This is a genomic window from Roseibium sp. AWQ4_290 (assembly GCF_056160985.1).
The window spans coordinates 124,142-147,328 of the sequence record NZ_JBSWYG010000006.1 but is presented as its reverse complement, the minus strand read 5'-3'; the positions used below and the strand labels follow the sequence as shown (position 1 = coordinate 147,328).

24 protein-coding genes and 1 tRNA gene are annotated in these 23,187 nt (G+C 58.6%); 7 read left to right on the top strand and 18 right to left on the bottom strand.

What is annotated here, in order from left to right; all coding sequences use genetic code 11:
* Positions 1–98 precede the first annotated feature (98 nt).
* From nqrF to ACXAH0_RS08100, 6 genes are read right to left on the bottom strand one after another with little or no spacing between them, the layout of a single operon-like run.
* Positions 99–1,319, bottom strand: coding sequence for an NADH:ubiquinone reductase (Na(+)-transporting) subunit F (gene nqrF / locus ACXAH0_RS08125; protein ID WP_475184412.1), 1,221 nt, complete (start codon positions 1,317–1,319; stop codon positions 99–101).
* A gap of 12 nt (positions 1,320–1,331) precedes the next feature.
* On the bottom strand, positions 1,332–1,940 hold the full coding sequence (nqrE, locus tag ACXAH0_RS08120; protein WP_475184414.1) for an NADH:ubiquinone reductase (Na(+)-transporting) subunit E: 609 nt from the start codon (positions 1,938–1,940) through the stop codon (positions 1,332–1,334).
* Positions 1,940–2,593 (bottom strand): NADH:ubiquinone reductase (Na(+)-transporting) subunit D, encoded by a 654-nt coding sequence (locus ACXAH0_RS08115; RefSeq protein WP_475190194.1) that lies wholly within the window; start codon positions 2,591–2,593, stop codon positions 1,940–1,942. Before ACXAH0_RS08115 ends, nqrE begins: the two co-directional genes overlap by 1 nt.
* The gene (locus tag ACXAH0_RS08110) at positions 2,593–3,417 is read right to left on the bottom strand and encodes a Na(+)-translocating NADH-quinone reductase subunit C (RefSeq protein ID WP_475184421.1); all 825 of its coding nucleotides are present in this window, start codon (positions 3,415–3,417) and stop codon (positions 2,593–2,595) included. Before ACXAH0_RS08110 ends, ACXAH0_RS08115 begins: the two co-directional genes overlap by 1 nt.
* Complete coding sequence (locus tag ACXAH0_RS08105) at positions 3,410–4,609, bottom strand: NADH:ubiquinone reductase (Na(+)-transporting) subunit B (RefSeq protein ID WP_475190192.1); 1,200 nt, start codon at positions 4,607–4,609, stop codon at positions 3,410–3,412. The genes ACXAH0_RS08110 and ACXAH0_RS08105 overlap by 8 nt, the downstream gene beginning before the upstream one ends.
* 3 nt (positions 4,610–4,612) lie before the next feature.
* On the bottom strand, positions 4,613–5,956 hold the full coding sequence (locus ACXAH0_RS08100) for a Na(+)-translocating NADH-quinone reductase subunit A (protein ID WP_475190189.1): 1,344 nt from the start codon (positions 5,954–5,956) through the stop codon (positions 4,613–4,615).
* Between the two features lie 171 nt (positions 5,957–6,127).
* Between ACXAH0_RS08100 and ACXAH0_RS08095 the strand changes: the two genes are divergently transcribed.
* Both ACXAH0_RS08095 and nqrM read left to right on the top strand, forming a co-directional pair.
* A complete protein-coding gene (locus ACXAH0_RS08095) occupies positions 6,128–7,159 on the top strand; it encodes an FAD:protein FMN transferase (protein WP_475190187.1) in 1,032 nt (343 codons plus the stop codon).
* A 20-nt stretch (positions 7,160–7,179) separates the two neighbouring features.
* Complete coding sequence (gene nqrM / locus ACXAH0_RS08090; protein ID WP_475184433.1) at positions 7,180–7,410, top strand: (Na+)-NQR maturation NqrM; 231 nt, start codon at positions 7,180–7,182, stop codon at positions 7,408–7,410.
* 106 nt (positions 7,411–7,516) lie between these two features.
* Here nqrM and ACXAH0_RS08085 read toward each other — a convergent pair whose 3' ends face one another.
* Positions 7,517–7,693 (bottom strand): hypothetical protein, encoded by a 177-nt coding sequence (locus ACXAH0_RS08085; protein ID WP_475184435.1) that lies wholly within the window; start codon positions 7,691–7,693, stop codon positions 7,517–7,519.
* 83 nt (positions 7,694–7,776) lie between these two features.
* On the opposite strand from ACXAH0_RS08085, the gene ACXAH0_RS08080 reads away from it, so the two are divergent.
* From ACXAH0_RS08080 to ACXAH0_RS08070, 3 genes are all read left to right on the top strand, one after another.
* Positions 7,777–8,298: a CBS domain-containing protein gene (locus ACXAH0_RS08080; RefSeq protein ID WP_475184439.1), complete on the top strand. Its 522-nt coding sequence runs from the start codon at positions 7,777–7,779 to the stop codon at positions 8,296–8,298.
* A gap of 431 nt (positions 8,299–8,729) precedes the next feature.
* Entirely contained in the window at positions 8,730–10,460 is a 1,731-nt protein-coding gene (locus ACXAH0_RS08075; RefSeq protein WP_475190184.1) for a thiamine pyrophosphate-requiring protein, read from the top strand.
* 415 nt (positions 10,461–10,875) lie between these two features.
* A complete protein-coding gene (locus ACXAH0_RS08070; RefSeq protein ID WP_475190183.1) occupies positions 10,876–11,385 on the top strand; it encodes an N-acetyltransferase family protein in 510 nt (169 codons plus the stop codon).
* A 154-nt stretch (positions 11,386–11,539) separates the two neighbouring features.
* Here ACXAH0_RS08070 and ACXAH0_RS08065 read toward each other — a convergent pair whose 3' ends face one another.
* Positions 11,540–12,229, bottom strand: a complete 690-nt coding sequence (locus ACXAH0_RS08065; RefSeq protein WP_475190283.1) for an aspartate/glutamate racemase family protein — start codon at positions 12,227–12,229, stop codon at positions 11,540–11,542.
* A 451-nt stretch (positions 12,230–12,680) separates the two neighbouring features.
* On the opposite strand from ACXAH0_RS08065, the gene ACXAH0_RS08060 reads away from it, so the two are divergent.
* Complete coding sequence (locus tag ACXAH0_RS08060; RefSeq protein WP_475190181.1) at positions 12,681–13,811, top strand: TIR domain-containing protein; 1,131 nt, start codon at positions 12,681–12,683, stop codon at positions 13,809–13,811.
* A 171-nt stretch (positions 13,812–13,982) separates the two neighbouring features.
* On the opposite strand, the gene ACXAH0_RS08055 is transcribed toward ACXAH0_RS08060, so the two are convergent.
* Positions 13,983–14,072, bottom strand: a tRNA-Ser gene (locus tag ACXAH0_RS08055).
* Positions 14,073–14,633: 561 nt separating this feature from the next.
* Here ACXAH0_RS08055 and ACXAH0_RS08050 point away from each other — a divergent pair.
* Positions 14,634–15,389 (top strand): DUF930 domain-containing protein, encoded by a 756-nt coding sequence (locus tag ACXAH0_RS08050; RefSeq protein ID WP_475190178.1) that lies wholly within the window; start codon positions 14,634–14,636, stop codon positions 15,387–15,389.
* A gap of 81 nt (positions 15,390–15,470) precedes the next feature.
* Here ACXAH0_RS08050 and ACXAH0_RS08045 read toward each other — a convergent pair whose 3' ends face one another.
* The 9 genes from ACXAH0_RS08045 to ACXAH0_RS08005 all read right to left on the bottom strand — a co-directional run bounded on the left by ACXAH0_RS08045 (position 15,471) and on the right by ACXAH0_RS08005 (position 23,183).
* A complete protein-coding gene (locus ACXAH0_RS08045) occupies positions 15,471–15,710 on the bottom strand; it encodes a hypothetical protein (RefSeq protein WP_475190280.1) in 240 nt (79 codons plus the stop codon).
* Between the two features lie 388 nt (positions 15,711–16,098).
* A complete protein-coding gene (locus ACXAH0_RS08040) occupies positions 16,099–16,614 on the bottom strand; it encodes an N-acetyltransferase family protein (RefSeq protein WP_475190176.1) in 516 nt (171 codons plus the stop codon).
* A gap of 31 nt (positions 16,615–16,645) precedes the next feature.
* Positions 16,646–18,247: a glycosyltransferase family 39 protein gene (locus ACXAH0_RS08035; RefSeq protein WP_475190174.1), complete on the bottom strand. Its 1,602-nt coding sequence runs from the start codon at positions 18,245–18,247 to the stop codon at positions 16,646–16,648.
* Positions 18,248–18,389: 142 nt separating this feature from the next.
* A complete protein-coding gene (locus ACXAH0_RS08030; RefSeq protein WP_475186376.1) occupies positions 18,390–19,178 on the bottom strand; it encodes a transporter substrate-binding domain-containing protein in 789 nt (262 codons plus the stop codon).
* 36 nt (positions 19,179–19,214) lie between these two features.
* Complete coding sequence (locus ACXAH0_RS08025; RefSeq protein ID WP_475190172.1) at positions 19,215–19,925, bottom strand: amino acid ABC transporter permease; 711 nt, start codon at positions 19,923–19,925, stop codon at positions 19,215–19,217.
* Complete coding sequence (locus tag ACXAH0_RS08020) at positions 19,922–20,602, bottom strand: amino acid ABC transporter permease (RefSeq protein ID WP_475190171.1); 681 nt, start codon at positions 20,600–20,602, stop codon at positions 19,922–19,924. The genes ACXAH0_RS08025 and ACXAH0_RS08020 overlap by 4 nt, the downstream gene beginning before the upstream one ends.
* A gap of 232 nt (positions 20,603–20,834) precedes the next feature.
* A complete protein-coding gene (locus ACXAH0_RS08015; protein WP_475190170.1) occupies positions 20,835–21,230 on the bottom strand; it encodes a GFA family protein in 396 nt (131 codons plus the stop codon).
* 3 nt (positions 21,231–21,233) lie between these two features.
* On the bottom strand, positions 21,234–22,715 hold the full coding sequence (gene gatB / locus ACXAH0_RS08010; protein ID WP_475190169.1) for an Asp-tRNA(Asn)/Glu-tRNA(Gln) amidotransferase subunit GatB: 1,482 nt from the start codon (positions 22,713–22,715) through the stop codon (positions 21,234–21,236).
* A 162-nt stretch (positions 22,716–22,877) separates the two neighbouring features.
* Positions 22,878–23,183, bottom strand: a complete 306-nt coding sequence (locus tag ACXAH0_RS08005; RefSeq protein ID WP_475186362.1) for an EscU/YscU/HrcU family type III secretion system export apparatus switch protein — start codon at positions 23,181–23,183, stop codon at positions 22,878–22,880.
* Between the last annotated feature and the right edge of the window lie 4 nt (positions 23,184–23,187).

Here is a 23,187-nt window from a genome sequence, read left to right as displayed (position 1 = left end):
ATAACACTATGTTTTTGCGACAAAAAAACCCTCCAACCAAGCCAGACACAGAATGCGCTGGAACTGCGGTTGGAGGGTTTTTGAAGCGTGAAGACCAATCAGCCGCCGAAGTCGTCGAGCATGATGTCTTCCCGGTCCACCCCGAGATCAAGCAGCATGTTGATCACGGACTGGTTCATGATGGGAGGGCCACACATGTAGAACTCACAGTCCTCGGGCGCCGGGTGATCCTTCAGATATTCGTCGTAAAGGACATTGTGAATGAAGCCCGTATAGCCGGTCCACTCGTCTTCGGGCAGCGCGTCGGACAAGGCGACATGCCACTCGAAATTCTCGTTTTCTGCTGCCAGCTGATCGAAGTCTTCCACGAAGAACATCTCGCGCTTGGAGCGGGCCCCGTACCAGAAGCTGATCTTGCGCTTCGACTTGAGCCGCTTGAGCTGGTCGAAGATGTGGCTGCGCATGGGAGCCATGCCCGCACCACCGCCGACAAAGACCATTTCCTTCTCCGTTTCGCGGGCGAAGAATTCGCCGAACGGACCGGAAATCGTAACCTTGTCGCCCGGCTTCAGGTTGAAGATGTAGCTGGACATCTTGCCGGGAGGAATGCCCTCAGAGCCCGGAGGCGGCGACGCCACGCGGACGTTGAGCATGATCATGCCCTTTTCTTCCGGGTAGTTGGCCATGGAATAGGCACGCTCGACAGGCTCGCTGACAGCTGATTCATACTGCCACAGATTGAACCGGTCCCAGTCGCCGCGATAATCGTCTTCCACGTCGAAGTCGGTGTATTTCAGCTTGTGGGCCGGAGCCTCGATCTGAATATAGCCACCGGCCCGGAAATTCACGTCCTCGCCCTCGGGCAGTTCGAGCACCAGCGCCTTGATGAATGTGGCCACGTTCTCGTTGGAGCGGACCGTGCATTCCCACTTCTTGACGCCGAAGACCTCTTCGGGAACTTCGATTTCCATGTCCTGCTTCACGGCCACCTGACAGGACAGCCGGTCGCCGCAAGCCGCTTCACGCTTGGTGATGTGGCTTTCTTCCGTCGGCAGGATGGACCCGCCGCCGGAATGAATCTTCACCCGGCACTGGGCACAGGTGCCGCCGCCGCCGCAGGCGGAGGGAACGAAGAGTTTCTGCTCCGCCAGGGTCTGCAGCAGCTTGCCGCCAGCCGGCACGGAGATGGTCTTCTCCCCGTTGATGCTGATATTGACATTGCCGACCGAGACGAGTTTCGACCTTGCGGCAAGAATGACCGTGACAAGTCCGAGCACGATCAGGGTAAAAAGGAGAATTCCTAGTCCAAACGTTGCCAAAGGGCTCTCCCGTTACAGTTTGACGCCGCTGAAGGACATGAAGGCAAGCGCCATCAGCCCCGCGGTAATGAAGGTGATGCCCAGGCCCTGAAGCCCTTCGGGAATGTCCGAATATTTCAGCTTCTCCCGGACACCGGCCATGGCGGTGATGGCCAGGGCCCAGCCGAAGCCGGACGACACGCCATAGGTGACCGACTCAGCCAGATCGTAGTCCCGTTCCACCATGAACAGCGATCCGCCCAGGATGGCGCAGTTCACCGTGATCAGCGGCAGGAACACTCCGAGGGCGTTGTAGAGAGGCGGGAAATACTTATCGAGCACCATTTCCAGGATCTGCACCAGCGCTGCGATGACACCGATATAGGAGATCAGCCCCAGGAAGGTCAGATCGACATTGCCGAACCCGGCCCAGGCCAGCGCGCCCGGCGCCAGCAGATAGGTCAGGATCAGGTTGTTGGCCGGAACCGTGATCGCCTGCACGATCATCACCGAAATGCCAAGGCCGATGGCCGTGGAAATCTTCTTGGACACGGCGATGAAGGTGCACATGCCCAGGAAGAACGAGAGCGCGAGGTTCTCGACAAAGACCGCTTTAACGGCAAGAGAAATCAGCTGTTCCATTAATGCGCTTCCACCACCTGGATCTTGTATTCAGCTTCCTCGGTCTGTTCCGGCTTCCAGGTGCGGAAGCCCCAGATCAGAAGACCGATGATGAAGAAGGCCGATGGCGGCAGCAGCAGCAGCCCATTGGGCACATACCAGCCGCCATTGTTGACCGTGTTCAAGATGGAGATGCCGAACAGGCTGCCGGAGCCGAACAGCTCGCGGATAATCCCCACCAGCATCAGAATCAAACCATACCCCATGCCGTTGCCAATGCCGTCGACAAAGGAGGCAATCGGCGGGTTCTTCATGGCGAAGGCTTCCGCACGGCCCATGACGATGCAGTTGGTGATGATCAGGCCGACAAAAACCGACAGGGTCTTGGAGACCTCAAACGCATAGGCCTTCAGCATCTGGTCCACGATGATCACCAGCGAGGCGATGATCACCATCTGCACGATGATCCGGATCGCACCCGGGATCTGGTTGCGCAGCATGGAAATGAACATCGAGGAAAAGGCGGTCACCAGGGTCACGGCAACGGCCATCACGAAGGCCACCTTCAGCGAGGACGTCACGGCCAGCGCCGAACAGATGCCAAGAACCTGAAGGGTGATTGGGTTGTTGTCGACCAGCGGATCGATCAACATCTCTCTCTTGGTCTGCGCCATCAGATCTCTCCTGCTTTGAGTTTGGCCAGGAAGGGCCCATAACCAGCCGCGCCCATCCAGAACCGGACCATGTTGTCGACCCCGCGCGAGGTCAGCGTAGCCCCGGCCAGAGCATCGACATGATATTGCTCACCTTGAGGCGGCGCTGTTTTTGACACGGTGATCAGCAGATTGCCGTCCGGTCCTTCCAGCTTCTTGCCCCGCCACAGGGCGCGCCAGCGCGGATTGTCGACTTCCGCCCCGAGGCCCGGGGTTTCCCCTTGAGAATAGAACTGCAAGCCGAAGATATCGTTGCCGTTCGCTTCGAGGGAAATATAGCCCCACATGGTCGACCACAGGCCATAGCCATGGATCGGCAGAACCACCTTGTTCAGGCTGCCATCCGCGTTCCGCAGAAGATAGATGACAACGTATTTTGACTGGCGGCCGATGGAGGCCGGGTCGTCCGTCAAGGCAATGGAGGTCGCGGGGTCAGCTGCCGCCGTCTTTTCATCAAAGGTCGCCGGATCGAACTTGTCGGTGAAGTCGCCGGTCGCCAACTCAAGCACATGGGGCTCGAACTGGGAGAAAGCCTCGGCCACATTGGCCTGCGGGTCGTAGAGCCCGGCCACCTGCAGAATGTTGATCTGCTTGTCCCGCAACTTGTTGGCTTCCTGAAGCGGACGCAGCGACACGGCGGCCGCCGATACGATCATCGAGGCCACAAGGCACAGGGTGACAGCCACGAACACCGTTTTCGGGACGGAATCAGGCGGGAGGTCCAGGAACCGGCGCAACGCACCCTTGCTCTGGCTTTTTTCAATCTGTCCGTTGTCTTCAGCCATTGCGTTTCGCCCTGCGTTTGATGTTTGCCTGGACCACGAAATAGTCGATCAGCGGTGCAAAAACGTTACCAAACAGAATTGCCAGCATCATTCCTTCTGGGAAGGCCGGATTGATCACGCGGATCATGACTACCATGAAGCCAATCAGCGCGCCGTAAAAGTAGCGCCCGAGATTGGTATGGGAGGCCGAGACCGGCTCGGTGACCATAAAGGCCAGACCAAAGGCATACCCGCCAACCACAAGATGCCAGTACCAGGGCATCGCAAACATGGGGTTGGTGTCAGAGCCTATCAGGTTGAGCAGCGTTGAAAAGCCGATCATACCCGCCAGACAACCGACCACTAGGCGCCAGTTGGCGATTTTGGTGATCAGCAGGAAGGCCAGGCCGATCAGGCAGGCCAGGGTCGAGGTTTCGCCGATGCTGCCCTGGATCGTGCCAAGAAAGGCATCCATCCAGGTCACCCCATGGGCCGCCAGCTGCTGATAGCCGTCAGAGGCGGTGATGGACAGGGCGGTCGCCCCGGAGAACCCGTCAACCGGGGTCCAGATCGTGTCCCCGGACATTTGGGCCGGATAGGCGAAATAAAGGAACGCCCTGCCCGTCAGTGCCGGGTTGAGGAAGTTCTTGCCCGTGCCGCCAAACACTTCCTTGCCAATGACAACCCCGAAGGAGATGCCAAGCGCAACCTGCCACAGCGGCGCTGAGGCCGGCAGGATCAGGGCGTAAAGCATGGAGGTGACAAGAAAGCCCTCATTTACCTCATGGCCGCGCACGGTGGAAAAGATCACTTCCCAGATCCCGCCGACCACAAGGGTCGTAATGTAGATGGGCAGGAAGTAGAGCAACCCGTGCGCGATGTTGGCGAAGGGATTGGCCGGATCAAATCCGATTCCCAGAGCCTCGATCACAGCGGCCCGCCAGCCAGACTGGCCGTGAACCGCAATGGCGGCATTGACCTGGAAGCCCACATTGTAGAGGCCGACCAGAATGCAGGGGATCGTTGCGAGGACCACGTAGGTCATGATCCGCTTCATGTCGATATAGGACCGCGCATGGGGCGCGGCGGTGGTCACCGTTTTCGGAGTGTAGAGGAAACTTTCCACCATCTCGTAGAGCGGGAAAAATTTCTCGTATTTGCCGCCCTTCTCGAAATGAGGCTCAACGCGGTCAAAGAAGCTGCGCAAACCCAAGGTCTAGCCCTCCTTTTCGATTTTGGAGAGACAGTCGCGGAGTGCGATGCCATATTCATATTTTGCAGGGCAGGCAAAACCAACCAGCCCCAGATCTTCCTCGTCAAGCTCCAGGGCGCCGAGCGCCTGTGCCTGATCCGTATCCATTACGAGCAGGGCGCGCAACAGCTGAGTGGGCAGAAAATCCTGCGGCATTAGCTGTTCAAACGTGCCGATGGGCACCATCGCCCGGCGCCCGCCATTCAAATTGGAGGTCATCGCATAGAGCTTTTTCGACAGGGCCGAGCCCAGAACCGGCTGCACCGCAAACCGCGAGGGCATTGGACGGATCCAGCCCATCGGCGTCTGTTTATGGTCTTCCTCGATCAGGGTGATCTGACGGGCATACCGGCCGAGATAGGCGCTGGGTCCCTCCCCGAGACGTCCGCTCAGGATTGACCCGGAAATCATGCGGACCGGAGCATCAGATCCCAATTCGTCCGCGCAGAGCTCTTCCATGGAGGCACCGGCAGTGGTGCGGATCAGCCTCGGCTTGGCCGCGAGCGGACCGGCAAGCGCAATCACCCGCTCCGGATCGTATTTGCCCGTTTCCAGCAGCCGGCCAATGGCAATCACATCATGATAGCCGATGGTCCAGACCGTCTTGTCACCGCCTGGAACATCCAGGAAATGGATATGGGTACCGCTGAGACCGGCCGGATGGGGCCCGGAAAACTCGGCGCTCTCCACTCCCTCAATCCCGGCTCCGGGGACCTGCGTTCCGGCCGCATGGCACAGATAGGTCTTGCCGGCGCTCAAGGAGGCAACAGCCGCCAGCCCCTTTTCAAAGGCGGCACCGCTGTCTGCAATGATCAGGGCCGGGTCCGCAGAAAGCGGCTCGGTGTCCATGGCATTGACGAAAATAGCGGCCGGGCGGGCCGCCGGATCAGGCACTTTCGAATAGGGCCGCGTACGGAACGCGGTCCAAAGACCAGAGGCGCACAGGCGCTCTACCAACCCCTCCGTCGTTGTCACATCGCCGACGGCGGAGAAGTCCACTGGCTCGGCGGCCGACGCATCGGCTTCGATTTCCACACTGATCAGCACACGCCGTGCGCCCCGGTTGATTGCCTTGACGCGTCCCGAAACCGGCGACGTTACCATCACGTCCGGGGTGTCCTTGTGGAAAAACACAGGCGCACCAACGCCAATCGGATCGCCTTCCTGCACCACCAGCCTTGGCTTCAGATCGACATAGTCCGCAGCCAGAACAGCCGCATTCCGAATCCCGCCTTTATTTGTGATCTCTTGAACCGGCGCGCCCGACACGGGCAGATCAAGACCTTTTTTAAGCTTAAAGCTATGCACGCATATGGCCTCCAGACTTCATCAAGCCGCCATATGCTACGTTTTTGCTCGGGTAAAAAGTGCTAAATTGCGTGTTGCCTAAATTTTTTTGTTGAATCAGCACTCGAAAGGCAGGAAAAGCCCCCTTGACGCGCGACGATTGTCGCTTTGGACCTTTTGGAGACGGTTACCTTGCCAGCGAACATTAAATTCTCCCGGCGTAGCTTCATTCTCATGTCCCTGTCCTTGGCAGCCTGTAAGGGCGGCTCGGATCTTGTGGAACTTTCCGGTTCGACAATGGGAACGACCTATTCCGTGACTGCTCTTGATCCCGACCGGCGGATCGACGCGGCTGCCCTGAAGGCGGCGGTGGAGAAAAACCTTGCAGCCGTGAATGCCCAGATGTCCAACTGGGATGCTGGCTCTGAAGTTTCCCGCTTCAACGCCCACCGCTCCACTGAACCGATGACCGTGTCCCAATCGCTGGCGCGTGTCGTCGCAGCCGCCAAAGACATCAACCACGCCAGTGAAGGCCAGTTCGACATCACGCTGGGCCCGGTCATCGAAGCCTGGGGCTTTGGTGCCAAATCCACCGGCCATCACGGCACACCGGACCCGGCTGTTGTGGCTGCGGCCTTCAAGACGGCAGGCCGCGACGGGCTGCATGTCAGCGGCAACACGCTGCGCAAGAGCCATCCGGACACGGAAATCTACCTGCCGTCCATCGGCAAGGGCTATGGCATCGACCAGATGGCCGCAGCCGTCAAATCCTTTGGCCTGACCGACTACATGGTGGAAGTTGGCGGGGACATCTATGTGTCCGGCCACAATGCGGACGGCATGAAGTGGCAGATCGGCATCGAGACCCCCGACGCCATGACCCGTCAGGCCTATCAGATTGCCAGTGTGAGCAATATGGGCATGGCCACGTCCGGCGACTACCGGAACTATTTCGAGCAGGACGGTGTGCGCTATTCGCACATCATCGATGCACATACGGGCAAGCCGATCACGCACCACACGGCGTCGGTCACGGTTCTGGCGGAAAACGCCATGCAGGCGGATGCCTGGGCAACCGCGCTGCTGGTTTTGGGCACCGAACGGGGCATGGACCTGGCGAATCAGCGCGATATGCCCGTTTTGTTCATTGATCGGCACGCCGAGGGTACCCATAAAGGGTTTGTATCCTCCGCCAGCAAGCGCTTTACGGCGCTTCAGGCCTGATCATAGGAACGGAAACCGACGTGCTGACCTTTGTTCTTGCATTCGCGCTGCTGCTCACGGTCATCGTGGGCATGGCCATCGGCGTGATTTTTTCAGGAAAGACCATCAAGGGCAGCTGCGGCGGGCTGAATGCGATTGCCGATGCGGACAAGTGCCTTGTCTGCAGCAAGGAGATCGACCCCGACAGCCCGCTGCGCGAGCGGCTTGCCTGCCCGCGGGCACGCAAGATGCTGGCAGAGATGGAAAGCTGACATCAGACCGCCGGACTTCAAGCTTTTGTGACCTGAAAAAAGGCGGTGCTGGTTCAGCCCGCCTTTTTTTCTGGACGCCCTGACACAGCGCCTCCTCAGGCCCGGCTCAATTGAGGGGCACGAAGGCCACCAACCCCAGGCACAGCGCGGCCGCAAGGCCGAACATCCACAATTGCCAGCGTGGCCCCTCGCGCACCCAGACCCGGCGGTACTGATAGCCCGCAAAGCAGGCGGCAACGAACAGGATCGTTGCAATCAACGGCGTAAGACTGACGTCTGACAATTTGGAGTGTTCCTAAAGCCGGCTTTTTTCGGTTAAGCTGGTCCTGCTTTACGTTGGGAGACAAAGCAGGGAGCCAAAAAATCATGCCCAGCTCTTATCAGGCCCCGAGCCGGAAAGACAAGATGCACGTGACCACACACAGCCAGACGCCGCAAACGAACCGGTCGACGGAGGCGGCCACCGTCCGCAAGCTTCTTGAGACCAAAGGCCAGGAGGTGTTCGCACTGCGCCCGCAAAACACCCTTCACGAGGCCGTGGAACTGCTGCGCGACAAGCGCATCGGCGCCGTTCTGGTCAAGGACGCGGACGGCCGTTTGCAAGGGATTTTGTCCGAACGCGATATTGTGCGCCGCCTTGCGGAAACTCCGGGCCAGACCCTGTCGCAAAAGGTGGAAGACATCATGACGCGGGATGTGGAAGTCTGCACCCCAGACGATCCGCTTCTGTCGGTTCTGCGCAAGATGACCGACGGCCGCTTTCGCCATATGCCCGTGATCGAGGATGGCGCCCTTGCCGGCATCATCACCATTGGCGACGTGGTGAATTACCGGCTGAATGAACTGGAATACGAATCGATGAAGCTGAAACAGCTCATCGTCGGCTAGACCGGACTGCATGCCGCCAAATACGATCTGTTTTTCCTGTTGCGTTGACATCTTTGATGTCCGGCGGCGACAGGAAAACCGGGTTGCCCGGGATAAACATCATCCCAGCCCACGGCTGGGCGCCTGCAGGGAATCGATTTTTGCTGGCTGAGATTTTGTCCCCTCCTGCCCTTTTTGCGGCCGGGACGTCGTGGTCCCTATCCGCACGCCCCATCTCACCTTCTTGTCGTTCCTGCGAAGGCAGGAGCCAGGTACACATGGCTGCTCACAGCCCTCCCACCAGCGCAGCCGCCGGAAGCTGCGGCAAAAAAGCATACATGAAAAGCCCATTCCCCTTGGCGTAGGCCTGAAACAAATCAAAACACCATTGAAGATATTCGCCTTTCCTGCTTTGAAGCGGAGAGAGCTGTGAGTGTTTCGAGGAGGACGATATGAGCGCGGCAGACAAGACGGCATCCGTCACCGCAGGTGGGGCCCTGTTTGGCAAGCTGAAGGCGCTCGGGGTGGACTATGTCTTTGCCAATTCCGGCACCGATTTTCCGCCGGTCATCGAAGGCCTGATCGAGGCCTCGCAAAAAGGGCTGGACCTGCCCGAACCGGTCACTGTGCCCCATGAGCATGTGGCCGTCGGCATGGCCCATGGCTACTATCAGATTTCCGGCCGCCCACAGGCGGTGATGCTGCACACCAATGTGGGACTGTCCAACGGGGCCACCGGCCTTATCAATGCCTGGTGCGACCAGATCCCCATGCTGGTCCTGTCCGGACGGACGCCGGTGATGGAGGGTGGCCGGCTTGGCGCCCGCACCGTTCCCATCGGCTGGGGGCAGGAAATGTTCGACCAGAGCGCCCTGGTGCGCGAGGTGACCAAGTGGGACTATGAGCTGCGCTTTCCCGAACAGATTGCCGGACTGCTGGACCGGGGCTGGGCCATTGCCAGTTCCACCCCGAAAGGCCCGGTCTATCTGAGCCTGCCCCGGGAGGTTCTGTGCGAGCAGACACCCGCGAACGGGCTTGGAACCCCTTCCCGGCAAACACCTGTCACAGCCGCCCCCTGCCCCAAAGCCCTTGAGGACGCCGCCCGGCTTCTGGCCGGGGCCAGGAACCCGCTGGTGCTGGCACAGCGCGGCGCCGGATCGCCGGAGGCGTTTGCGGCCCTTTCAGAGGCACTGACTGCCTGGGCCCTGCCGATTTCCCTTTATTGGGCCAATACCCCGGCCGTGCCCCTCTCCCACCCGATGCAGGTGGGTGCGGCGCCGGAAGCCCTGCTGGAAGAGGCCGATGTCATTTTGGTGGTCAACGCGCTCGCCCCCTGGTGGCCGGACAAGGTGAGGCTCCGGGACGGCGCCAAGGTGATCCAGCTGGGTCCGGACCCGCTGTTCAGCCGCACACCGGTGCGCACCTTTCCCGCTGATCTCACCCTTGCCGGGGAAACTTCGGAAACCTTGCTGGCCCTGTTTCAGGCGATGGCGCCGCTGGCCCGGGACGAGACCCTCCTGGCCGAGCGCCGCACCAAGGTCACCCACCTTGCCGCCGCCCGGCGCCGGGACGTTACCGCCCAGGCCGAGGCCGGGAATGCCAGCCCCATGAGCAAGGAGTGGGTGAGCCTGTGTTTGGGCAAGGCGATCAAGGCCCAGGCGGAAACAGGCCGCAAGGCAACGGTCTTTCACGAGCTGGGCTGCCCGCTGGAGCCGCTCGATGCGGACAGTCACAACAGCTATTTCCAGGAACCTCATTCCGGTGGCCTCGGCTGGGGGTTGCCGGCAGCCCTCGGCGCCCAGCTGGCGGACCGGGACCGGCTGGTTTTTGCCACGATGGGCGACGGCAGCTACATGTTCGCCAACCCGGCCGCCTGCCACCAGGTGGCCGAAGCGCTCGAGCTGCCGGTCATCACGCTGGTTCTGAACAATGAGGAATGGGGCGCCGTGCGCCACTCGGTCACCAACACCTATCAGGACGGCCACGCATCCCGGGCCAATGACGTGCCGCTGACAAGCCTCCGCCCGAGCCCGGACTTCACCAGAACCGCCGAGGCGAGCCGCGCCTATACCGAAACCGTCACCGACGGCCCTGCCCTCCCCGGCGCCCTCGCCCGGGCCATTCAGGTCGCCCTAAAGGAAAAACGCCAGGTTCTTTTGAACATCGCGATTGCACGGGTGTGAGAAAGGGAGAAAGGCGCTGTGTCCTGCGGACCTGACTTTCGGCCGCCAACAATCAGCTCTGGCCACCTTGCACCCGGCTTTGAACCAGGGAGATTCGACAAGAAAGAAGGGCCGCGTTCCGGCACGCAAACCATTGGTTCAGGAGGCCAAGTCAACTCTCTCTGCGGCGTAGAATCTAACCCATTTCTCCGGGCGCGGCATTTGGGAAAATGGCGGGCCGAAGCCGACGAAACCGAGAACGATACCTACGCTATAGCCCTAAACACTGATTGACAAACTCGATGTCAGAGCCTCTCGCGACAGTCAAAACTATCAGATCAGACCTCCATGCCCCGCGCGGCGAAAGTCAGGTCCGAGCCCATACCTGAAGAGGAAAACAGCTTTCTCAAAAGCAGAAAGGGTGTCAAACAAGAGCATGGTTCTTCGCGCAGCAACTTACTCCGACGCATCAAGCATCGCAGCTATCTCAATCGAGGTATGGATAGGCACCTACCTGAAGAAAGGCGTGAGTGCATTCTTTGCGGATTATGCACTAGGAGAATTCACGGTTGAAAAGACCAAGAAGCTAATTGGTGACCCCGAACAATTCATGTTGGTTTCTGAGAACGCCGAAGGAATCGATGGCTTCATAAGGGTATCTTCGAACAGCCCTGCGCCAGTAGATGGATGTTCTGACGTAGAGATTTCCACCTTTTACGTTCAGCCAAGACACCATGGGAAGGGTATTGGGAAACGTCTCCTGTCTGCGGCGCTCGATCACTGTCGCGATATTTCTGTCGACTCTGTATGGTTAACAACCAATGCTGAAAATGATCCGGCGATTTCTTTCTATCTTGGGAAAGGCTTTGAACACGTTGGCGAGACACACTTTCTCATTGATGATCAGGGCTATCTAAACAACGTCTATCGCTTTTCCGTGCTCTGAAAAACGCGGTGGGATTAATGGCCGCTTCGTCCGCATCGCGGACGTCTGTTTGAAGCGCAGCAAAGGTCTGCTTGGAGCTCAACCTGCACATTTGTCGGAATGCAGCGAATGACGTATTTCTGTCCAGCGAAACTGCCAACAGAATGCTAAGTTGTCACTTCAATGCCTGATCTATTGCCGCCGCGCAGTGGATGAGTGTCGTGTCGAATACTGGAACCGATACGTTACTTTGATTGAGCAGCATACCAACTTCGGTACAACCGAGGATCAAACAATCCGCACCGGCATCACGGAGGCGGCTTGCAATAAGCTCATACTGAGCTTCACTGCTTGGCGTCGTGATTTCATTGCATAGCTCAGCATATATTATGCGATGCGTTTCTGCCCGGTCGGACGCGTTTGGCAAGACTGGCTCGAGACCAGCGTCCCGTAGACGCCCGGTGTAAAAGTCTTGCTCCATCGTGAATGCCGTTGCCATGAGACCGGGGCGTTCTAACCCAGCATTACGAATTGCCTTTGCGGTCGTGTCAGCAATGTGAAGCAAAGGTATGCCGACACCAGACATCATTTGCTCAGCGAGCTTATGCATTGTGTTCGTCGCAAGGATCAGGACGTCGGCACCGCCGCGCTCAAGAGCTTTGGCCTCATTGTTTAAAATATCGCCAGCACGTGCCCAGTCGCCTCTCACTTGAAGCACTTCTATCTCGGCGAAATCCAGTGAACGAATGAGCAATTGCGGTGAATGCAATCCGCCAAGTCGCTCACGGGTTAGCCTGCAAAGTTCAGCATAATAGAGTTGCGTAGATGCGGCAGACATGCCGCCGAGTATACCAATCGTTTTCAAGCGTACCTCGCTCAGAGCAAACAGTTGTCTATCTGCAAAATACACAAAAGTGGACATGCGGTGAAGGTCGGTTAAGTCCGCACTTCTGACATGGAAATTGGAAATTACTTTTGTCCGTTTCGCTCAGGTTGCCAGCGAATCCGGATAGCAATGGCGCCGCCTTCTGAAGCGCGGTAAACGGCGCTTTATGGCGGAGAGGAAGGGATTCTCTCTTCAGAAATATCTTCCTATATTTTTCAATAGCTTAAGCTAATTTGAGTAGAGATTCTACCCATTTTCTACCCAATTTCTACCCAAATTCTACTCAATTGAGTTGCCATCTTTGCCCCCCTCCGGTTGAGGGGTCATTTCATTGAGATCAAAGACAGTCAGATCTTCTTTAGTGTACCTTTAGTTGCAAGAAGCCAATCGTTTGCTAACCTGAAAACATAGATTCTTTCAGAGGTCTCAAGTGAAAATTTTTCTCGGCTATCCATCGGAGCATGAAGAACGTGCACGAGAGGTGTACAATTATCTTGTTTCGCAAGGTGATGAAGTTTGGTTCGACAAAGTTTCATTGGTCGCAGGAACAGATTGGGATCAGGAGCGAGACCTTGGTCAACGACAGGCCGATCTCGCGGTGCATCTTTGCTCTGCAGCTATTCTCGAAAGAGCAGGTGTCGTAAATCGTGAAATCCGTCAAACGTTGCGACTAGTCGATGATCAACCGCTTGGGTCGCTCTACGTTATAGCCATCAGACTTGAACCGATTCAAATGCCGGTTGAGCTAACTAGATTTCAATATTTTGATTTCGAGGAAGGTTGGGAACAAAGACTTTCTGAAGGAGTGGAACGACGCCGGTCACAATTAGCGCCTGAAAATGCGACGGTATCTAGCTCTTTTGTCAGAGAGCACCAAGAGCCCCAAAAAAGCAAAAAGATCGAATTTGAGGACTCATCACCGACGTACGAATGTCACGGCGAATACATCCAATATGAGGAAGATGGCCTGTATTGGGATTTTATCAATGGGGCGATAGCTTCTAAGGCCCTTGATAGCTTTTTTGGCAACAGAAGTGATTTCCAGAGACTATTCGACAAGGAAGATACGGTTACTGAAGAGGGCGAACAACTTAAACATGTGTGGTCATTTAGCTCTGAAGAATTTTTCCGAGACAAGAGCATGCTCTCCCTCAGGTTTTACGTTTATTTTGGATATGCAAGGGCAGCTCATCCTAATCATTACATCACAACGTTAAACTTTTTTGGGGAGGGCGCTGGTTCAATCAGCATTGAAGGACTTATCGAACACTCGACAAAGAACGCTCAGAAAATTTTGGACTACTGTGAGAAGGTCATAATTGCCGCCTTCGATGGTGAAATTTCAGAGAACTCATTTTTCGATAACTATAGAGATGACGAACAAGTCTGGAAGCTTTTAGCGAATTTCAATTTCAACCAACATGGCATGACATTTAATTTCTCTCCTTACGACGTTCTACCGTATGTTTTTGGGTCACACGAAGTTCACGTACCGTGGAGCTTCTTGGCAGATCTAGTAAGCGAGGATTATCAGGACATCATAAAAGCGCTATCAAATTAGGCGACTAAGAGCGCATAGGACCCAGGGCAGAGCGATAGAAAACTACTCTCCGCCATGGGTAAAAATTCTACCCAGTTCTCTACCCAAATTCTACCCAATTCCTACCCAAAAACGGCAGAAACGCTAGGTTTCTAAGTGAGGTTCGCAGAAAACAGCCAAATTTGGGGTAAATGGCGGAGAGGAAGGGATTCGAACCCTCGAGACCCTTCCGGGCCTACTCCCTTAGCAGGGGAGCGCCTTCGACCACTCGGCCACCTCTCCGGCCCGTCCCGTTTAGAATCCAGTGCCCTGGGACGCAAGCCTTTTTTCAAAGCCGGGTGAGTTTTCCACGCTGCACACCGCTCCAGATCCGCCCAAACAATTGCCGTTTCATAGATTTGACAGGTCAGCCCCCGGGGCTGGGCCGTCAGCAGGCCATGAGCACCCAGGCCCGCCGGAATGACGCCATGTATTACCCGGTCCGGCCGGCAAACCTGCCGGACCACTTGCGGCCGGCCTGGTCCCGGACAGGCCCGTGGTGTGGGCATGGGCGGGCATTTGCTCCGGCCTTAACCCTGACGTTAAGTCACAAAACAGCAAACGGCCGGGCATATTGTTGTTTCTGCCGGTGTCTGGTAAAACGCCTCCGGTTTTGCGCTGGGAGGGCGGCCTTGAGGGGTGCGTGCAGACGGGCCGGCACGGTCCCGGATCTGCCGGCGTCAGCAGTGCCCTCCTCAGGTTTTTCCAGCGTTTCAGGATCGCAGGCAGATCGGTTTCATATTTGCGACACCGTTGTCGGCTTGGGTCTTTGTCTTGGTATTTCGTTTGGCAGGATCGTCAGTAGTGATCAGCGCCGCTGCTCCCGGCATCAACAGGTTCGTTGCGGACAGGATTTCCTGGGTCTGCGCGATCACGCTGCACCTTCTGGCGGCGCTCCTGTTCAGCGGGCTGTTATATCCGCAGCTGTCAAATGTGAACGGGCCGCGCTCCATTTCCATCGAGATCCTGCCGCCAAGTGCCCTGGCCCCGCCGGTCGAGCCGCCGCCGCCACCGCCGCCGCCGGAAAGCACCAAGGGCGATCTGGAAGCGCCCGCGCCGCAGGAACTGCCGGAAGAGGTACAGGCCGCCCTGCCCCAGCCGGAGCAGGAAGTGCTGCCCGAAGAGCAAAGGCCGCAAGAGCCCCAGGAACCGCAAGTGGACGGGAGTGACTGGGGCTGGCAGCGGGCAACCTCGTTTTACGGCGCGCGCGTCCTGGCGGACCCGCGCTCGGCCCAGGCCCGGCAGATGCTCGGTACACTGGCAGGCGACGACCGCAAGGATCAGGTCTGCGCGCTGGAGGCGATGGAACAGGTGCGCCACGCACGGCGGGGCTTCCGGCCCACCCGGGTGGCCCCCCATGCGTTCAAGAACACTCAGCGCGATGGCAATGAAATCTCCGTGCCGGCCGGCGCCCTCAGAAGCAACGGGGTCTGGTATGAGCTGGCCTATCGCTGCGAAGTCGCCTCGGACGGCAAGACGGTGTCCGAGTTTGAATTTGCGCTCGGCCCGGCGATCGACCGCTCCATATGGGACGAACACGGGCTGGCACCGGTCTATTGATCCGGCAAGCGCCGCCTTGTGGACTGCTGCGATGCTGCAAAAGAGGGGCCGGGACACGGCTGGGCTGCCCGGCCGCACCGGTCAATGCATGGACAGCCATTCACGGGCGCAGCGCTGCGCTTCAGCGATCTCGGAGGAGCTCATTTCCCCGGAGATTTCCTTACGGTACTGCGCCGCATCCCTGTTGCCCTTCAGGGCAGCGATGTTGAACCACTTGTGCGCCGTCACAAGATCCGTGGCGCCGTGGCGGCCACTGGCGCTGTCCAGACCCATCTGGAACAGGATGTCGGCGGTGACGGGCTTTTCGCCCAGAGCGGCCATGTCGGCCGAATGCATTTCAAAACGAGCCATGTTGCTCCCCTTGTCTCTGTCTAAGACGTCCAGGGGTCTCCTGTGCCGATTTCCGGCTGGTTCAAGACACCCTGTCCCCAGGTGATCAACACATCCTTTTAAGGCACGACTTGGCCAAGGACAGGCTGATCTTGAAACGAAAGCTTTGTGCAAGCTTTTCCCTTCGTTTCATGGGCTCTACTTGAGCAGGAGCATTTAAAGGGGCGGTAAAAAAACAGGTTTAACGCAATGCGAACAAAGCTTTAAACAAAGCTGAATTTAACAGGCCAGTAAGCATATCGCTTCGAATTGCCCTTTAATTTCAATGATTTTATCGGAAAATTTGACAAGGCCTCTCAACCTTCTGTTCACCATGGCATCAGATCGGCTGCTCAATCAGCATTTTCTTGTAGCCAAGGTGGCTCTGGTCAAAGCCCAGACGGCGGTAGAAGGCATGCGAGCCCTCCCGCTCCCGGTTGGAAGTGAGCTGGATCAGGCAGGCACCGGCCGCGCGGGCCAGATCTTCCGCGTGGGCCATCATGAAACGGCCAATGCCAGCGCCCTGCCGGCTGGCGCACACGTGAACGCTTTCCAGCTCGACCCGCGGCCGCCCGCGAAAGGCAAGGCCTTTCAGAAAGTGGATCTGATAGGTGCCCACCACAAGCTCCGTCTCCGCCTCCCGAAACTCCTGTGCTGCCTGAGGCCGCTGGACTTCCAGCGCCACATAGATATCGGCTTCGGGAGCTGCGCACAGCGCTTCGAATGCAGGCCGGTAGGCTTGCCAGTCGTCAAATTCCCGGCCTGCGCGCGCACGCGTTGCTCCCGCATTGATGATCGCCACAATCTCTTTGAGATGGCCGGGCCCGGCCTTTTCCATACGCAGAGATGTGCTCATGTCCAATTCCTCTTTGTAAGAACGGAAAGCCTCACCGGCACAGAGGGGCGTCCGGCTGCAATTCGGCCACGCCCCACCAGGTGGTGCGCCAGTCAGGCGCTTTCCAAAGATGCGGCCAGCGGCCGGTCAGGTAGGTGGCCGAGACCGGCGTGCCCGGATCGCCAAAGGCCACTTCGGCAAATTGTTGCAGCGCAGGGATCTGGGGGGCTGTGTCCCCCTCTTCCCAGATGAAGAAACAGGCTGCTCTCGGGGGCGTTCTGACCGGGATCGCCTTGGTCACCACCCGCGCGCCGGGAAACAGCACCCGCAGATTGCCGCCCGTATAGCCATTTTCGGCAATCAGGGTCGCCTGTCCCGCACCAAGCGCTTCAAGCGGGGCTTTCAAGTCCGCATAGGGTTTCATGTGGCGGCATTTGCCGCCGCACCAGAACCGGTCCGGCGCCACAATGCCCGGCACCCGGGCCACAAAGACGATAGCGGCCATGGTCATGATGACAGCGGCCAGCCAGCGCCACTGCCGGTCAAAGCCGAACCGTTCCAGATCCGCAAACAGATAGACCGGCAGCAGCAGCATCAGGGGATGCATATGCCGCTCCTTCACATAAGTTGCCCCGGTCAGCACGATCATCAGCGCGGTCAGCACGATCATGGCCAGCACCGTGCGCCCGCACAGGCGCGCAACATCACTGACCTGCAGCGCCAAAGCCTCCTTGCGGCCCAGATAGCGCGGCCAGAATATCAGCAGCAGGACCGGCACCAGAACAACGGAAAATCCCAACAGCCCGAAAGCGAGCTTGCCCAGCCCCTCTCCGGCCCGCGCCAGATGGGACGTCTGGGCGGCTACACCCATGGTCTTGGAGACGGAGGCAAACAGATGCAGGCCCTCGGTGAAAATCCACCAGGCATAGGGGCTGTAGACAAGGGCGGCTGCAACCGGCACCAGGAGGAGCCCTGCCGGGCGGATCTTATGCCGCCAGTGCGGATCGCTGAGCGCGGCCAGACACAGCGCCACCACAAAAATCGGATAGGAATGTTTGCCCAGCAGCCCGGCCCCTGCCGCAGCCCCAAAAGCCAGATAGGCGGCAAGGCGCCCGCTCTCGAGCGCCTTGATGAAGAAAAAGGCGCTGGCCGCACAGGCCGTCGTCAGCACCACGGTGTGGGTGACGCCCTCATGCAGGTTCCAGCCGAACTGGTAATAGAGCGAATAGGAAAATGCGCAGAGCGCGGCCAGACGCGGATCCTTGATGGCCTTGCGCGCAATCAGAAACAGGAACAGGGCCGCAAGTGAGATCAGGATGTATTTGACAAACAGCGCAGCCCAGATGGTCGGGCCGAACACTTGCTGAGCCGACCATAACAACCACTCATAGAGCGGCGGCTGGCGCAGCATGTAGCCGGGCTCCAGCGTCTGGACCAGAACGTTTTCGAACATGTCGTCCGTGCCGAGCACCGGGCTCGACACAGCACGCAGCAGAAGATGTGCAAGGCCCCACAGGGCAACAATCGCCCAGACCCCGAACGGGGTGGCATAGCGGGGCGCCGCCATCTTGGCGGAAGAGGACAAGGTTGGGCCGGTCATGACCAGCGGGATACATGATTTCAGACCGCCTGTAACCCGGTCATCCCCAGTCACGGGCCGTCTCTTGGGCAGTTTTTTCAACGCCAACGCGCACCGCCTCCCGGCCGGAGACGGCAAGGCGGTGCGCGGCGCGCTCAAAACACCCGCCCGTGCCAGACGACTGTCCGGCGCGGGCTCTTTTCCAGTGTCAAAGTCCTCAGAGCGAGGGCAGCGGCGGCAGCGGGGTTTTCAGCCACTTGCGGGACAGGCCGTCCAGCTTGCCGGTCAGCTTCTTGTTGAGCACAAACACATTGACCCATTGCAGCAGGTCGATATTGCCGGTTTTCACGCCGATGAAGGACGGGGAATTGGCGATGACAAATTTGGTTTCCAGATTGTAGTCCGGATGGTCATTGGATATGCCGAGCGCAACCATGTTGCCGGTCACGATCACATCCGCCTGACCGGAAACATAGGCGGCAATGGTCGCCGCATTGTCACCGAAGCGGATGATGTCAGCTCCATCCGGTGCATCTTGTGTGATCGCCAGATCCTCCAGCGTTCCGCCTGTGACCGCGATTTTCTTGCCCGCAAAATCGGCAATGGATTTGACCGCCACATCCGGCTTGGCAAAGGCGCCAGAGAAGAACGGCGCATAGGCGCTGGAGAACCAGATCGACTTGGCCCGCTCCGGATTGGCCCCCAGCGTGGAGACAACCAGATCCACCCGGTCTGTTTCCAGGAAGGGAATGCGCTGTTTGGAGGTCACCGGCACCAGTTCCAGCTCCACACCCAGATCTTCGGCAATCATCTTGGCCACATCAATGTCGTAGCCTTCATATTCCCCCTCCGCGCCAAGCGCGCCAAAGGGTGGAAAATTCTCCGGCACGGCAATCTTGACCTTGCCGGCGCCCAGAATGTCCTTCAATTCGGCCGAGGCCGGTGTGGCAATCAGCAGCGCGGCGGCCAGAAGCGCCCCGCCCGTTGCAAGCAGTTTCTTCCACATTTCAAACATCTCCCCTTAAGAGTATGGACAAAAGGATCAGGCAGCGCTTTTGGCGCTGCCGGACGCCGCAGCAGACCCGAGGCGCTTTTCAAGCCGCCGGGACCACAAGGACAACGGAAAACACAGGGCGAAATAGATGAGCGCCATCAGCGGAAAGATGACGAAGGGCTGGGTGCCGGGAACCGGCGCATTTGCCCAGCGCTTGCCGACGGTCATCAGGTCGTGAAAGCCAATGATATAGGCCAGCGACGTGCCCTTGATAATCTGCACCATGAAGCCAATGGTCGGCGCAACCGCCAGGCGCACGGCCTGGGGCAGGACAATCAGGACCATGACCTGACCCAATGTCAGCCCGAGCGCCTTCCCCCCTTCATGCTGGCCAATCGCAATGGCCGCAATAGCGCCGCACCAGACCTCCGCGAGATAGGCGCTGGTGTAAAGCGTCAGGGCGATGGACGCTGCGGTCCAGGGGTCGACCCGAATGGAAAAGAGATGCGGCACCCCAAGGCCGAGCAGGAACAGCAGCATCAACAGAGGGATGGACTGGAACAACCAGGTATAGGCCGTAGACAGCCTTGCCAGCAGCCGCCCCGGCGCGACACGGGCCGCCGTGACCAACGCGCCGATGGCCCCGCCGCCCAAAAACGCAATCAGCGAAAGATAGACCGTATAGCGGGTGGCATCCAGAAGCTGGAAGAGCACGATGCCGTAGGGCTTTCCCAGAAGCTCGACAAACAGCTCTTTCATCGCACGCCCTTCCACACAAACAGACGGTCATGGAGCAGGCGTAGAGCGCTTTTGAACATCAGCGACATCAGCACATAGATGATGGTCAGAGTGAAGAAGACCTCGAAGGACCGGAAGCTGCGGCTGTCGATGAAGACCCCGGCCCAGGTCAGGTCCGTGACACCGATTTCGGAAATGACACCGGTGGTCAGAAACAAAAAGATGAACTGGCTGTTCAGCGACGGATACATGGCCGCAACGGCCTGGGGCAGGCTGACCTTGAAGAAGCTGAGCCAGCGCGGCAGGCCCAGACTGTCGGCCGCCTCCAACTGGCCATCTGCGACCGAAGCCAGCCCGGCCCGCAGGATTTCGGCAAAATAGGCAGAGAAGTTGACGGTCAGCGCCAGCAGCGCATGGGCCCAGAACGGCCATTGATAGCCAAGCAGCAAGGGCAGACCGAAAGCGATGAAAAACATCTGCACGATCAGCGGCGTGTTGCGGATGAATTCCACATAGGCTGTGGCCACCTCTGCCAGCACCGGAATGCGGTAGTGGCGCATGGCGGCCAGGCAAAGCGCGGCCAGAAAACCAAGTGCGCCGCCCCCCACGGTCAGCCCGCCGCTGACCAGCGCGCCTTGCAACAGCAGCCAGAGATATTCCGGATTTCGGTAAAGCTCAAAAAATCGAAGATCAGCCACCCTGGCCGACCTTGCAACATGCGTTTAGTGTCATGAGGACCCCGGTTCCCGACGGATACCGGGCTTCTGAGCAATCGCCATGCCAAACAGGCAGCCGACCGCAGATGGCGCGGGTCAAAGCAAAGCTGACCTCAGACCCAACGGCAAGCGCCTAAACGTTAGGCAATCAGCCTGCCTTTTTGGCGGTAACGGGTCTGAAGCAAAGCAGGTGTCGGACCGCTGGGCACCGATCTCAATCCAGAAACGACCAGCTCTCAGCACCATCGAAATGCCTGAGACCGATTGCCTCGATGGTTCCAGGCGGGGCCAGGCGAAGATTGACGGCCATGCGCCCGATGCCGTCTCCGGCAATGGTGACGTAGTGGGTGGTGGAGCCGCAGGTCCGGCAGGTGTGGAAAGCGAGATAACGCTCACCGCGCGAATAGGACAGCGTTGCGTCCGGAGCGGCGGACACGGTGATGTCTTGATCCGTTCCATGGCCCCAGACCACGCCAAGACTGCGGCAGATCGAGCAGTTGCAGGCAACCGCGTGGCGGGGCAGCACGCGCATTTCAAACGTGACAGCCCCGCAATGGCAGGCACCACGAAGCGGCAAGGCGGGCCTGGTTGATGTTTCCTGCCCGCCCATGACTTACTCCAGACCGATTTTCTGCTTCAGAAGATCGTTGACCGCCTGGGGATTGGCCTTGCCCTTGGAAGCCTTCATCACCTGGCCGACAAACCAACCAACCAGATTGGGTTTTTCCTTGGCCTGTTCGACCTTGTCCGGATTGGCGGCCATGATCTCGTCGACAACCGCCTCGATGGCGCCCAGATCCGTGACCTGTTTCATGCCGCGCTCTTCAACGATGGCCGCCGGATCACCGCCTTCGGTCCAGACAATTTCAAAAAGATCCTTGGCGATCTTGCCGGAAATCGTGCCGGTCTTGATCAGATCGATGATCGCGCCCAGCTGTCCGGCAGACACCGGGCTGTCGCCAAGGTCCACGCCTTCCTTGTTGAGGCGGCCGAACAATTCGTTGATCACCCAGTTGGCGGACAGCTTTGCATCGCGGCCCGTGGCAACGGCCTCGAAGAAATCGGCAGAGGCCTTTTCGGTAACCAGAATGTCCGCATCATAGGCGGTCAGGCCGTAATCGCTGACAAAGCGGGCCTTCTTGTCGTCAGGAAGCTCGGGCAGATCCCCGGCCAGCCCATCGACAAAATCCTGGGTGAATTCCAGCGGCAGCAGATCGGGATCCGGGAAATAGCGGTAGTCATGGGCTTCTTCCTTGGAGCGCATGGACCGGGTTTCGCCTTTGGCCGCATCAAACAGGCGGGTCTCCTGATCAATCGTGCCGCCATCTTCCAGAATGGCCACCTGACGGCGGGCCTCATACTCGATAGCCTGACCGACAAAGCGGATCGAGTTGACGTTCTTGATCTCGCAGCGTGTGCCGAAATCCCCCCCCGGACGGCGCACGGACACGTTCACGTCCGCGCGCATGGAGCCCTGATCCATGTTGCCGTCACAGGTGCCCAGATAGCGCAGGATCGTGCGCAGCTTGGTCAGATAGGCCTTTGCCTCGTCGGAGGAGCGCAGATCCGGCTTGGAGACGATTTCCATCAAGGCAACGCCGGAGCGGTTCAGGTCCACAAAGGACATGGTTGGATGCTGGTCATGCAGGGATTTGCCCGCGTCCTGTTCCAGATGCAGCCGCTCAACGCCGATCTCAACCTGTTCGTCCGGCATGTCGAGCAGGATCTTGCCTTCCCCGACAATTGGCTGTTTGAACTGGGAGATCTGATAGCCCTGGGGCAGATCGGGATAGAAATAGTTCTTGCGGTCGAAGACCGATTTCAGATTGATGTCCGCCTTCAGCCCAAGCCCGGTGCGGATCGCCTGACGCACGCATTCCTCGTTGATCACCGGCAGCATGCCGGGCATGGCCGCGTCCACAAGGCTGACATTGCCGTTAGGGTCCTTGCCGAATTCGGTGGAAGCACCGGAAAAGAGCTTGGCATCGGACGTCACCTGGGCATGAACTTCCATGCCGATCACGATTTCCCAATCGCCGGTCGCGCCCTTGATGAATTTCTTCGGATCGGGTGTGCGTACGTCGACAATCGTCATAGCCGTCAAAAGTCCTGTTCTGTTCGATTTCGCGCCCGGAGCGGCAGTTCTGGAAGCGGACTGCGGCGCAAAGTTTCAATCGCTTGTTCACCTAGTCGGGAATTGCCGTGCCTGCAAGGTTTTCCTTGCGCACAATCCTGTCTTTCGCACAAGCAGCCACCGCTATTCCTGCGGGCCGGGATGCTGCGCCTGCCCCGTGCGCATGATGAAGCCGATCAGAACCGCCACAGCCTGGTAGAGCTCCACCGGGATTTCCTGATCCACTTCGATCTGGGACAGGGCTTCGGCCATCATCGGGTTCTGTTCGATGGGAACCCCGGCCTCCCGGGCAAGTTTTTCAATTTGCTCCGCCATGGTCCCGGCCCCCTTGGCGGTGACCACAGGTGCGCCTTCATTTTCGTAAGACAGTGCGACGGCCAGTTTCTTCTCATCTGTAGCCGTTTTTTTCGAAGGATCGGTCGGGCTCATCTGG